General features: G+C 70.1%; 10 protein-coding genes. 1 reads left to right on the forward strand and 9 read right to left on the reverse strand.

The features are described 5' to 3' along the window. Positions 1-4: 4 nt before the first annotated feature. The 4 genes from B5557_RS11625 to B5557_RS11640 all read right to left on the reverse strand — a co-directional run bounded on the left by B5557_RS11625 (position 5) and on the right by B5557_RS11640 (position 4,684). On the reverse strand, positions 5-688 hold the full coding sequence (locus B5557_RS11625; protein WP_079659049.1) for a response regulator transcription factor: 684 nt from the start codon (positions 686-688) through the stop codon (positions 5-7). Continuing rightward, entirely contained in the window at positions 685-1,836 is a 1,152-nt protein-coding gene (locus B5557_RS11630) for a sensor histidine kinase (protein ID WP_079659050.1), read from the reverse strand. Before B5557_RS11630 ends, B5557_RS11625 begins: the two co-directional genes overlap by 4 nt. After that, on the reverse strand, positions 1,833-2,354 hold the full coding sequence (locus B5557_RS11635; RefSeq protein WP_079659051.1) for a DUF1453 family protein: 522 nt from the start codon (positions 2,352-2,354) through the stop codon (positions 1,833-1,835). Before B5557_RS11635 ends, B5557_RS11630 begins: the two co-directional genes overlap by 4 nt. Before the next feature lie 209 nt (positions 2,355-2,563). Continuing rightward, on the reverse strand, positions 2,564-4,684 hold the full coding sequence (locus tag B5557_RS11640; RefSeq protein ID WP_079659052.1) for a DNA gyrase/topoisomerase IV subunit B: 2,121 nt from the start codon (positions 4,682-4,684) through the stop codon (positions 2,564-2,566). Between the two features lie 446 nt (positions 4,685-5,130). Here B5557_RS11640 and B5557_RS11645 point away from each other — a divergent pair, with 446 nt between their 5' ends. Then, entirely contained in the window at positions 5,131-5,361 is a 231-nt protein-coding gene (locus B5557_RS11645) for a DUF7455 domain-containing protein (protein WP_079659053.1), read from the forward strand. 138 nt (positions 5,362-5,499) lie between these two features. Here B5557_RS11645 and B5557_RS11650 read toward each other — a convergent pair whose 3' ends face one another. The 5 genes from B5557_RS11650 to B5557_RS11670 form a co-directional block, all read right to left on the reverse strand. After that, complete coding sequence (locus B5557_RS11650) at positions 5,500-6,366, reverse strand: serine protease (RefSeq protein WP_079659054.1); 867 nt, start codon at positions 6,364-6,366, stop codon at positions 5,500-5,502. Positions 6,367-6,498: 132 nt separating this feature from the next. Beyond that, positions 6,499-8,040 (reverse strand): RNA polymerase sigma factor, encoded by a 1,542-nt coding sequence (locus tag B5557_RS11655; RefSeq protein ID WP_079664729.1) that lies wholly within the window; start codon positions 8,038-8,040, stop codon positions 6,499-6,501. Positions 8,041-8,468: 428 nt separating this feature from the next. Beyond that, a complete protein-coding gene (locus B5557_RS11660; RefSeq protein WP_079659055.1) occupies positions 8,469-9,356 on the reverse strand; it encodes a FadR/GntR family transcriptional regulator in 888 nt (295 codons plus the stop codon). 162 nt (positions 9,357-9,518) lie between these two features. Next, positions 9,519-11,648, reverse strand: coding sequence for an ABC transporter ATP-binding protein (locus tag B5557_RS11665; RefSeq protein ID WP_079664730.1), 2,130 nt, complete (start codon positions 11,646-11,648; stop codon positions 9,519-9,521). A gap of 115 nt (positions 11,649-11,763) precedes the next feature. Then, complete coding sequence (locus B5557_RS11670; protein ID WP_079659056.1) at positions 11,764-12,522, reverse strand: NUDIX hydrolase; 759 nt, start codon at positions 12,520-12,522, stop codon at positions 11,764-11,766. Between the last annotated feature and the right edge of the window lie 66 nt (positions 12,523-12,588).

Consider the following 12,588-nt stretch of genomic DNA (forward strand, 5'->3'; position numbering starts at 1 on the left):
CCGTTCACCCCGTCGGCGGCCGTACCAGTCCCATCCGATACGCGTAACGCACCGCCTGCGCGCGGCCCTTGATGCCCGTCTTGGTGAACATGTTGTTGATGTGGGTCTTCACCGTCGCGGTGGACACGCTCAGCCTGCGCGCGATCTCCTGATTGCTCAGCCCCTCGGCGATCAGCACCAGCACCTCCGCCTCCCGTGTCGTCAGCCCGTCGGGCACGGCAGCGGGCTCCGCCGGCTCCGGTTCGGGCGCCGACAGGCGCTCCAGCAACCTCCGCTGCACACTCGGCGACAGCCCCGCGTCCCCGGACAGCACGCTGTGCACGGCCCGGACGATCTCGTCCCCGCCGGCGTCCTTGGTGAGGTACCCCCGGGCTCCCGCTTTCAGCGCCGGGAACAGGGAGTCGTCATCCGCGTAGGTCGTGAGCACCACGACCTGGGTTCCGGGATGCTCCGACCGGATCCGCCGGGTCGCCTCCACTCCGTCGCAGCGGGGCATCCGCAAGTCCATCAGCACCACGTCGGGAGCCAGTTCGGCGACGAGCCGCACCGCCTCGTCCCCGTCCCCGGCGGCGCCCACGACCTCGACCCCCGGCAACAGCCCCAGCAGCATCACGATGCCTTCCCGGACGACCGTCTGATCGTCCGCGACCACCACCCTGGCGGGCTTCTTCTCCGCCTCCGCCGTCATACCGGCACCTTCAGCGTCACCACGAAACCTTCCTCGTCCGGTCCGGCAGAGAGCGAGCCGCCCAGCAGTTCGGCGCGCTCCCGCATGCCCAGCAGACCGTACCCGCCTCCCGCCTGGGCGAGTTCGCCCGGCGAACCCCCCGAGTCCCGCACGTCCAGGGTGACTTCATGCGGTCCGTACTCCAGCCGCACCCGCACCTTCGCGCCCGGAGCGTGCTTGCGGACGTTCGTCAGAGCTTCCTGGGCGACCCTTCGCACCGCCTGTGACGCCTCGGCCGGCAGGTGCCTGCGTTCACCCCCAACGGTGACCTCGGCACCGTCCGACGCGCGGACGAGGTCGGTCAGGAAGCTCTCCAGCGGCGTCAGATCACCGCGCAGCGCGGAGAGCGACTGTCTGGTCTCCTCGAGACCGTCGCGGGCCATCCCGCGTGCCGCCACCACGCGGTCGAGGATCTGCTCGCGGTCCGCGCCCCGTTCGATCAGCAGCCGGGCCGCTTCCAGGTGCACGAGCTGCGCCGAGAGACTGTGGGCCAGGACATCGTGGATCTCCCGGGCGATGCGGGCCCGCTCCGCGAGTGCGGCCGACTCGGCCTCGGCCGCACGCGCCGCACGCTCCTGAGCGAGCAGTCGCTGGGCGTTGCCCCTGGCTTCGGCGTCCAGGCGCAGCGTGTACCCGGCAAGGGCCATCCCGCCGATCGTGGCGGCTGTGGTCAGCCACACGTCGTTGTTCACGGCCGCATACGAGGCGAGCGCGACCGAGGCGACGGGCAGCGCCGCAGCCAGGGGCATCCGTTCCAGTGCCGCGACGCCGCAGCCGCACCACAGAACGAGGGCGGGTTCTCGGAAACCCACGAGCTGGGCGCCGACGGCCAGCGTGAGCAGGAGGAGGATGAGGGCCAGCGACGGCCAGAGCCGGTGCTGGAGCGTGGCCCGCCAGAAACTCCAGGCCAGCCCGCCCGCCAGGAGGACTCCCGCGGCGCCCGCCGCCGTAACCCAGCCGTGGATCCGGCTGTCGTGGAAGGCACTCCACAGGAGAATGCCGAGAAGCAGCAGCCGTACACCCCACGCGATCAGGCGTCGGGAGCGCGTCGTCCCCTCGCGGCCCAGTGCCTCCCGAGAAGGCCAGCGTGTCCAGGCGTTCTCCGTCACACGCGCTCCTTCCACGCCGACCGGGGCAGGTGGTCACCGTATGCCGTGGCCTCAGTGGCCTGACTCAGGGACTGTGTGCGCCAGATCAGTATCCCGGAGCGGACCAGCAGGGTGCCCGCGAGCCCCAGCATCAGGGCCGAACTGTGCTGGTGGACGCCCATCAACGCACCGACCGCGAAGAGGCCCGCCCGCAGACCGATGCCGACGGCCCAGACGGCCGCGCTCGCCTTCGTGCTCTTGCTCCACACCACGCCGTCCGGCTCCACCCAGATGCGCGTGGTCCATGCCCAGGCGGCTCCCATGAACAGGCCGACGATGACTTCGGCGCCGAGCACCAGGGCCGACTCGGTGGGGTGACGGGCGTCGAGGAGGTCGGGCTCGCGCAGCGCTATGACGGCCAGGATCCCGGGCAGCAGCCACCATCGCCGGTCCGTGTCGATGCGGCTTGCGCGGAACTGCCGCCCGATCACCAGCGCGGCCACGGCCACGATCACCAGTGCGTTGACGAGCCCGGACATCACAGCCTCCGTGAGCGGGAAGGGGATGCCGGCAGCGAGTGCTGCCGACGCCTTCGACGCTACGGAATCGCGAAGCTTCGCAGATCGGAGCGGGGGTGGATCATGGGTGGATATGCGAAGGTCCGGGTTCTCCACCCATGGGTGGAGAACCCGGACCCGCTCGTCCCGGCTGGAGAGCCGCCGAGCCGAGGCCGAGCCGAGGCCGACGGCTACGCGTCGATGCGGGACCGGTCCAGCGTCGCCGCCGAGCTGGAGATGAACTCCTTGCGCGGTGCCACGTCGTTGCCCATGAGCAGGTCGAACACCTGCTCCGCCGAATCCAGGTCGGAGAGGTTGATGCGCCGCAGGGTGCGGTGGCGGGGGTCCATCGTCGTCTCGGCCAGCTGGTCGGCGTCCATCTCGCCGAGACCCTTGTAACGCTGGATGGAGTCCTTGTACCGGACGCCCTTGCTCTGGAACTCCATGAGCTTGTCGCGCAGCTCGCGGTCCGAGTACGTGTACACGTACTTGTCCTGGCCCTTCTTGGGCTGGATGAGTTCGATGCGGTGCAGCGGCGGCACCGCGGCGAACACCCGGCCGGCCTCGACCATGGGCCGCATGTAGCGGTGGAACAGGGTCAGGAGGAGGGTCCTGATGTGGGAGCCGTCGACATCGGCGTCGGTCATCATGATGATCTTGCCGTAGCGAGCCGCGTCGATGTCGAAGGTGCGCCCGGAGCCCGCCCCTATGACCTGGATGATCGCACCGCACTCCGCGTTCTTGAGCATGTCGGTCACAGACGACTTCTGAACGTTGAGGATCTTGCCCCGGATCGGCAGCAGCGCCTGGAACTCGGAGTTGCGGGCGAGCTTCGCCGTACCAAGCGCGGAGTCTCCCTCGACGATGAACAGCTCGCTGCGCTCGACGTCGTCGCTGCGGCAGTCGGCGAGCTTCGCGGGAAGGGACGAGGACTCCAGTGCCGTCTTGCGGCGCTGTGCGTCCTTGTGCTGCCGGGCCGCGATACGCGTCCGGGCCGCGGCGACCGCCTTCTCCATGACGACCCGCGCCTGAGCTGCGGCATCGCGCTTCGTGGAGGTCAGGAACGCCTTGAGTTCCCTGGAGATCACGGTGTTCACGATGCGCCGGGCCGCCGAGGTGCCGAGGACCTCCTTGGTCTGGCCCTCGAACTGGGGCTCGGCGAGGCGGACGGTGACGACCGCGGTCAGGCCCTCCAGGGCGTCGTCCTTGACGATGTCGTCCTCTGCGACACGCAGCAGCTTCTTGGCCCGCAGCACCTCGTTCATCGTCTTGGCGACCGCCTGCTCGAAGCCGGCGACGTGGGTGCCGCCCTTGGGCGTGGCGATGATGTTGACGAACGACCGGAGCATCGTGTCGTAGCCGGTACCCCAGCGCAGCGCCACGTCGACGCCGAGCTCGCGGGTGACCTCCGTCGGGGACATCTGCCCGTGCTCGTCCAGGACCGGGACCGTCTCCTTGAACGTGCCCTGCCCCGTGAAGCGCAGGACGTCGCAGACGGGCTTGTCGGTGGCCAGGTACTCGCAGAACTCGCTGATGCCGCCGTCGAAGCGGAAGGACTCCTCGCCCTTGCTGCCGCCCTCGCCGAGGCCGTACTCGTCGCGCACGACGATGGTCAGGCCGGGCACCAGGAACGCAGTCTGCCGGGCCCGCTGGTGGAGGTTCTCCAGGGAGAGCCTGGCGTCCTTGAGGAAGATCTGACGGTCGGCCCAGTACCGCACCCGCGTGCCGGTGCGGTTCTTGGCGATCCTCTTGACCTTGCGCAGGCCGCCCGTCTCGAACTTGGCGTCGGGGCCGTCCGCGGCGAAGGCGCCCGGGACTCCTCGCCGGAAGCTGATGGCGTGGGTGTGGCCGCTTCGGTCCACCTCGACGTCGAGTCGGGCGGACAGGGCGTTGACCACGGAGGCGCCGACGCCGTGCAGACCGCCGGAGGCGGCGTAGGAGCCGCCGCCGAACTTGCCGCCAGCGTGCAGCTTGGTCATGACGACCTCGACGCCGGACAGGCCGGTCTTGGGCTCCACGTCGACCGGGATGCCACGGCCGTTGTCACGGACCTCGACCGAGGCGTCGTCGTGAAGGATCACCTCGATGTTGTCGCAGTATCCGCCCAGGGCTTCGTCGACGGAGTTGTCGATGATCTCCCACAGGCAGTGCATCAGACCACGGCTGTCGGTCGAGCCGATGTACATACCCGGGCGCTTCCGCACGGCCTCGAGGCCCTCGAGGACGAGCAGGTGCCGCGCGGTGTAGTTGGAACCGTCCCGGTCTGCTCCTGCCAGCAGCGCTGTGGACGGCACGGACGTTTCGGCGGTCACGCGGTTCGCTCCTCGCTGAATTTCAGTTGGGGCCCTTCTGGGTAAGGGCGCGGCTTGCTTCACCGCCAAGAGGGTACCGAGGCCTGGTAGAGCCGTTGTCACGCCACCCTCGTGTCAAACTCAGACTAGTCCAGCGTCGCATACGTGTTCGATCCCTCGATGGAGTGAAGTACATATCACGTTCCCTTCGAGGCATGAACCATTTAGGCTCCGGGCACGTCCTCATGAACAAACCGGCAAGCCAGCCGGGAGGATCGAACCATGACCGACAGCGCGAAACCGTAAGCACCACAGACCACGCAATACGGCACATTCGCCGCCAAACCGGCAGCAGACGGCCACCTCGGAAAGATTTTTTTCGAGGAGAAGCCACGAGCGGGAACGTTTTGGGGCTGGTTGGATGTTGACCCTGGTACGACAGCTCGTCGAGCTAGAGAAGAGGCGACGTGACTACTGTTCTGACCCCCGCGAGCCCGCTGACGGCCGCTGACCGCTGCGACCGCTGCGGCGCCCAGGCGTACGTGCGCGTCGTCCTGCTCAGCGGCGGAGAACTGCTCTTCTGCGCCCACCACGGCCGCAAGTTCGAGCCGGAACTCAAGAAGATCGCCGCCGAGATACAGGATGAGACGGAGCGGCTGACGACCGTTCCGGCGTCCGTCTCCGAAGAAGAGCGCTGATCCTGCGCGTCCACGACGAGCGAGAACCGGCACAGGCCGGTGTGCGGGCGGCCGTCCCTGCTCCCAGGGGCGGCCGCCCGTTCTCGTGTCGCGAAAGAGTCCCCGACCCTCGCCGCGGGAAGGCCCGCGCAGGCCCGCTCAGGCGCGCTCAGGAGCTTTGTGGGGTCTCCGAGTGGCGGCGCTCCAGCCCAGTGTCCGTACGGCGTCGGACACCCGGGTGTAGACGCCCGGGCTTCCCGGCCGCCCACAGCCGTCGCCCCACGACACGAGCCCGATGAGCCGGCCACCCGCGACCAGCGGACCTCCGCTGTCCCCCTGGCAGGCGTCACGGCCGCCCCGCACCTCTCCGGCGCAGACCATGCTCCGCGCGATGTACGTGCCGTCGGCCGATCCCGGATACGCCAGTTCGCAGAGTGTGTCGGACAGCACATGCAGGCTGGCCGCCCGCAGCCTGTGCGCGTACGCGCCGAACCCCGTGAGGTCACCCCAGCCGTAGACGACGGCGTCCGTGCCGGGCGCGTATGCCCGGTCGCCCTCGCCCGCCATGGCGATGACCGACGCCGCCGGGAGGGGCTCGGCCAGGGTGAGCACGGCGAAGTCCCCGGCGTTGCTGGAACTGTCGTAGCCCGGGTTCACCCAGACGCTGCGCACGGAGACCTCCCGGCCTGTGTCCGCGTACAGGTCCGTACGGCCCGCGACGACCTTCAGGTCGGTCGCCTTGGCCGACGGCACTCCCAGGACATCCTCGCCCATGCAATGGGCCGCGGTCAGCACGGTCGACGGGCCGACCGCCACGCCTCCGCAGAACTGCCCCGAGCGCATACCTCCGAACCGGTCACGGCTGGACAGCGCGACCGTCCACGGACTCTGGGAGACGTCGATCGGAAAGCCTCCCAGCACGACGCCGTCGGAGGCCGCCGGGGCGGCGGAGGCCAACGGTATGGCCATGGCCACGGCCGCCAGGATCAACGGCCGGGCCAAGGCCCGGACAAGGGGACGACGCATGCGCGCTCCTCACTCTGGAGTGGACGATGAACACCCAGAGTCATTCAGGGCACGGCGCCCCGCACCCGCGCGCCGACGACGAAGGCCCGGCTCCCCCAGGGGAACCGGGCCTTCGTGCCGTACGGCTACGACCTAGTCGAGGTAGTCGCGCAGCACCTGCGAACGGGACGGGTGACGCAGCTTCGACATGGTCTTGGACTCGATCTGGCGGATGCGCTCGCGCGTGACGCCATACACCTTGCCAATCTCGTCGAGGGTCTTCGGCTGACCGTCGGTGAGACCGAACCGCATGGAGACGACGCCTGCCTCGCGCTCCGACAGGGTGTCGAGGACGGAGTGCAGCTGCTCCTGCAGGAGGGTGAAGCTGACGGCGTCGGCCGGGACGACGGCCTCGGAGTCCTCGATGAGGTCACCGAACTCGCTGTCGCCGTCCTCGCCCAGCGGGGTGTGCAGCGAAATGGGCTCGCGGCCGTACTTCTGGACCTCGATGACCTTCTCGGGGGTCATGTCGAGTTCCTTGGCCAGCTCCTCCGGGGTGGGTTCGCGGCCCAGGTCCTGGAGCATCTGGCGCTGCACGCGCGCGAGCTTGTTGATGACCTCGACCATGTGCACCGGGATACGGATGGTGCGGGCCTGGTCGGCCATCGCGCGGGTGATCGCCTGACGGATCCACCAGGTGGCGTACGTGGAGAACTTGTAGCCCTTGGTGTAGTCGAACTTCTCGACCGCGCGGATCAGACCGAGGTTGCCCTCCTGGATGAGGTCCAGGAAGAGCATGCCGCGGCCGGTGTAGCGCTTGGCCAGGGAGACCACGAGGCGGAGGTTGGCCTCCAGGAGGTGGTTCTTGGCGCGCCGACCGTCCTCGGCGATGATCTCCAGCTCGCGCTTGAGCTTGGGGGCGAGCTTGTCGGCGTTGGCCAGCTTGTCCTCGGCGAACAGACCGGCCTCGATGCGCTTGGCGAGCTCGACCTCCTGCTCGGCGTTGAGCAGGGGGACCTTGCCGATCTGCTTGAGGTAGTCCTTGACCGGGTCGGCGGTGGCGCCGGCCGCGGCGACCTGCTGGGCGGGGGCGTCGTCCTCGTCCTCGTCGGAGAGTACGAAGCCGGCGCTCTCGGTGCCCTCGGGCTCGTCGCCGGTCTTGGGAGCGTCCTCGAGGACCTCTTCCTCGACCAGCTCGGCGTCGTCCTTCTTGGCGGTGGTCTTCTTGGCCGCCGTCTTCTTGGCGACGGTCTTCTTCGCGACCGTCTTCTTGGCGGGCGTCGTCTTCTTGGCGGCCGCCTTCTTGGCAGGGGCGGCTTCTTCTGCGGGGTCGTCCACAGCGGGTGCGACCGGGGCGGCCGCGGTGGTGGCGGTGGCCTTCCTCGTGGTCACCGTCTTCGCCGCGACCGTCTTGGTGGCGGTGCGCTTGGCCGGACTCTTCGCTGCGACGCTCTTTCGGGTGCGCTTGGGCTCCGCGGCACTGACCATCAGCGTCACACCCTCTTCCTCGAGGATCTGGTTGAGGCTGCGCAGTACGTTCTTCCACTGAGTGGCCGGAATCTGGTCAGCTTCGAAGGCCCGACGCACATCGTCGCCGGCGATCTGCCCCTCAGCCTTTCCCCGCTCAATGAGCGCCATGACAGAGACGGACTCGGCGATCTCCGGCGGGAGCGTACGGGATGTGCTGGCCGACACGAACAACCTCTCGGAACGTTGGAAAACGGCTTCCGGCCCCGTCCACGATGGACAGGAGCCGACCACCGGCCTGGGGGTGGGCCGACGGCGCGGGCGGGGGCCGGGAGGATGCACAGCGCCTTCAACGGCGTCCGTATTCCCTCCGCGGCTGTCACCTCTTAGGTCATCGCGTTGTTTCCACAAGCGTTACGCCCAATCTTCGTGGCCCGAGTCACACCCCGTAAGCGTGCATAAACGGTCAGACACGGGCAGAAGAGGTCACTTGTGGTGTCTACCCGAGCCGCCGTGACCGAATCCCACCACATCGACCGTCGGACCCCGCAGCCCCCGTTTCGGGTTCTGCGGGGTCCGACGGCAATGCGGGTGAACCGGCCGGGGATGACGCGGGAGGGGAAACCTCCCCGACCGCTCCCACCCGTCGGGTACCGTCAGTGCTCGCGTGGCGCCGGCACGACGCGCTCCACCTCGGGATGAACCGTGAGCAGCTGCCTCATGGCCGCTTCGGCCGCGGCGCCGTCGCCCGCGGCGAGAGCGTCGACGATCCTGCCGTGACACCCGAGCGACGCATCGTTCGGCCGGTCACAGCCTGTGACCGGGCCGCCGGAGACCTGGAGGGCGGACGACACGATCCCGGAAAGGTGCTCCAGCATGCGGTTGCCCGCGACCTGGATGAGCAGCGAGTGGAACTCGGCGTCGGCCCGGGAGTAGGTGAGCGCGTCGCCCTGCCCCATGGCGTGCGCCATGATCTCGACCATGTCGGACAGGCGCTGCTGGATGTCGGCGCGCCCGTGCCCGGCAGCGAGGCGGGCGGCGAGCGGCTCGATCGTCCAGCGCAGTTCGCTGAGCTCGCGCCGCTGGTCGTCGCGCTGGGGACCGAAGGCCCGCCACTCGATGATGTCCGGGTCGAGGAGATTCCAGTCGCTCACGGGACGCACGCGCGTGCCGACGTTCGGCCGGGCGCTGACCAGGCCCTTGGCCTCGAGGACACGCAGCGACTCGCGGACGACGGTGCGGGACACCTCGAACCGCTGGCCGATCTCCTCGGGCACCAGCGGACGGTCGGCACCCAGGTCGCCCGAGACGATCATCTGGCCCAGCTGCTGGACGAGTTGGCCGTGCAGTCCGCGTCCGCGGCTGCCCGCGGTGCGGCGGCCCACGCGGCCCAGCTCGGGGTCCGCGGTCTCCCAGACGGGAGCTCCGACGCGGTCGGCTGACGTGGCCTCGGCGTAGGGGTAGCGGTCGAGTTCGCCCGGGCCGGCCAGACCGGAGTCGGCGGAGCGGGCGGCGGTCATCATGGTGTGCGCAAGGGTACTCACGGATCCTTTGTCGGCGCTGCCTCCAACTCCCTTGAGGTCTTTGGTGAAAAGCACACGAAAGGGTGATCGCTCACCCCGTCGCAATTGACGCCTTATCGGAAAGAAATGGGCTTTCTCCGGGGAGTTGCGCACAGGCCCGGGCGGGATGGGCCCGGAGGGGCGTCATCGGACCCTGCTGCGCAGGGTCATGAACACATACGCGCACAGCAGAGCCGTCAGGGACAACGTCAGCGCCCCGCCGACGGGTTGGGCGAGCACGCGCGCCACGGCGAACAGATAGCGCTCTCCCCCGAAGGGCCATTGCACCAAAAGCGTCTCGCGCAACCGCATCGAGAGTCCCGCCGCCGCCCGCACCGACGTGCTCTCCACGGCCTTCTGTACGACGGGTACGACGACAACGGGCACGGCGACCACTGCCGCCAGTCCGGCCGTGGTGGACCGGAAGACGCCGGCGGCCAGGACACCGGCCCAGGCGCAGCCGACCGTGAGGCCGAGCCAACTCGCGCTCAGCGCAAGCCACTCCGCGGGAACCTGCGCGAGTTCCCGTCCGTAGACGAGATAGAGCGCTTCGGCATCGCAGCCCACCGTGAGGAAGGCCAGCATCAGGGCGGTGAGAGCGGCGACGAGGAGCTTGGCGGTGAGTACCCCCAGCCTGCGGGGCACGGTGCCGCGGTCCGCCGCCAGGGCGGGGTGGCGGAACTCGTCTCCGAAGGCCAGCGCACCGAGCAGTCCCGCGCCGAGCGCGGCGGGCGGCAGCGGCAGTTGCACGGGCCACGCGGCCAGCAGCCGCGCCTGCGAGGTATGGCCCACCCGGGCCAGGAGTACGGCGGCGAGGGCGGAGACGACCAGTACCGCTGCGCCGGTCAGGAATCCGGTGCTGATTCCGGCGGCTCGGCGGAGTTCGTAGCGGAGGGGCCGCAGGGGGCTGGGGGCGGAGCGCACGGAGATGGGGGGTGGCAGGGCGGGCAGGGCGTCGAAGGTATGGGAGGCGGAGGGACGCCGGGGCTGCCGAGCGGGGGGCACGGCGGCCGGCTCGGCATTGGGGGGGCGCTCGTCCACGACGGCCGCCTCGGTCGCCGTCGCGGTCCCGGACACGCCTGGGATGGTTTCGGCCGTGGCGCCGACAGCCGTAGCGGCGACACCGGGCGCGGAACCGCCGTCAGACGCCGGAAGGGCACCACGAGGGGCCACATCGGTCGGCCGGCCCGGCGCGGGGGAAGCCGACGGCTCGTCCTCGGGCGTGCGCGGCGCTTCAGCGGTGTCGGTCTCCTGGGTGCCGTTCTCCGCCGGCGCGTCCCCGAAGGCCTTCGGGCCTGCCATGGCCGACACAGGGACTCCCGCGGCGGCCGGCTCCTCCGCCGCGGGGGCCGACCCTGTTTCGGGGCGCGCCCGACGCGGAATCTGCGCTCCTGCCCCCGGCCCCATGTCGCCTGTCTCATCGGCGAGTTGGTGGACGAGAATGCCGTGCCGGAACGCCGCCTCGCCGACATGGGCGCAACTGCTGCCGTACACCGAGAGCCGGTTGCCGTCCTCCTGCACGACCTCGAGGGAGCGGTGCGCGGCCCGGGCCTCCTTGGCGAGCAGGTCGGCCAGGCGGGCGGCGTGTGGACTGCGGACGGCCACCCGGGGGCGCAGCCGGGTGCGGGCGAAGTCGGCGGCCTCCTGATCGGCGACGAGTCTGCCCTGGTCCAGGGTGACGACGCGGTCGGCGGTGCGGGCGGCCTCCTTGGGATCGGCCGTGGTCATCAGAACGGTGCCGCCCTGGTCCGCGTGCGCGCGCAGCATGCCGTGCAGCCAACGGTGCTCGCGCCCGGCGAGCCCGTCGGCCGGGTCGTCGAGGACGAGGGTGTGCGGGTCCGCGAGGAGAGCGCAGGCCAGGCCGAGCCGACGGTCCATGCCGCGGGAGAGGGTGCCGAGGCGTTCGTCGCGCAGGCTGACCAGGCCGACCACCTCGAGCACTTCGTCGGCCCGCCGGACCGGAACGCCGACGGCCGCGCACAGCATGCGCAGATGGCCGCGGACCGTGCGGGCCGGGTGCCCGGGCACATCGCCCAGGAGCACGCCGACCTCACGGGAGGGGTGGGCGATGCGATGCAAGGGGCGGCCTCTGAAGTAGGCAAGGCCGCGGCCCTGTTGGAGTTCGAGCAGGAGTCTCAACGCCGTGGTCTTGCCCGCGCCCGGCGCTCCGAGCAGTACGGTGACGCGGCTCGCGCGCGCCTCGAAGGAGACGTCGTCGACGGCGGGCGGAAGCGCCTTACGGGAGTTGCTGGTCAGTCCGAAGGCCTGGATCACCCGCAGCAAGATAGCACGCTATGTCCGTTTTACCCGAGTGCCGCACAGTCGTCCGCGCAGGCGATCGACGCGTTCGGGTTGCTGTCCGCACTTCAACGGCCACGGCAGGCCGGTGTCACACCTCGGGGCGCAGCATCGGCGGGTTGAGCAAGGTCGCACCGCCCGCGCGGAAGAGCTGCGCAGGCCTGCCACCCTGCCGGGTGGTCGTGCCGCCGGTGGGCACCAGGAAGCCGGGCGTGCCCGTCACCTTGCGGTGGAAGTTTCGCGGGTCGAGCGCCACTCCCCACACCGCCTCGTACACCCGCCGCAGTTCGCCGACCGTGAACTCGGTGGGGCAGAACGCGGTCGCCAGGGACGAGTACTCGATCTTGGAGCGGGCCCGTTCCACGCCGTCCGCGAGGATCTGCGCGTGGTCGAAGGCCAGCGGCGCGACCGGTTCCCCGTCCCGGCCGTAACCGCCGTGCTGGAGGAGTTCCTCGACGGGCGCCCAGCGCGCGTTGCTGGCATCGCCGCCCGCTCGCGGAGCCGGCAGGTCCGGGGCCAGCGCCAGGTGCGCGACGCTCACGACACGCATCCGGGGGTCACGCTTGGGATCGCCGTACGTGGCGAGCTGCTCCAGGTGGGCGCCGTTGTCCTGGGCGGGGACCGAAGGGTCGTGGGCGCGCAGTCCGGTCTCCTCGGCCAGTTCGCGGGCCGCCGCCTGGGTGAGGTCCTCGTCGGCCCGCACGAAGCCGCCCGGAAGCGCCCACCGCCCCTGGAACGGCGCCTCACCCCTGCGCACCGCCAGCGCGCACAGGGCATGGCGGCGCACGGTCAGCACGACCAGGTCCACGGTGACGGCAAAGGGCGGAAACGCTGACGGGTCGTAGGGCATGCGGCGATCATAGTCGTCTTCCTGACGATAAACACTCCCTTCGTCGGTCGCCCGGATGGCTGATCC

Origin of the sequence: Streptomyces sp. 3214.6 (assembly GCF_900129855.1) — a bacterium.
Lineage (GTDB): Bacteria > Actinomycetota > Actinomycetes > Streptomycetales > Streptomycetaceae > Streptomyces > Streptomyces soliscabiei.

Coding starts and splice junctions, on each gene's coding strand:
- B5557_RS11650 (WP_079659054.1), bottom strand. CDS start 6,366: ATGCGTCGTCCCCTTGTCCGGGCCTTGGCCCGGCCGTTGATCCTGGCG.
- B5557_RS11635 (WP_079659051.1), bottom strand. CDS start 2,354: ATGTCCGGGCTCGTCAACGCACTGGTGATCGTGGCCGTGGCCGCGCTG.
- B5557_RS11625 (WP_079659049.1), bottom strand. CDS start 688: ATGACGGCGGAGGCGGAGAAGAAGCCCGCCAGGGTGGTGGTCGCGGAC.
- B5557_RS11670 (WP_079659056.1), bottom strand. CDS start 12,522: ATGCCCTACGACCCGTCAGCGTTTCCGCCCTTTGCCGTCACCGTGGAC.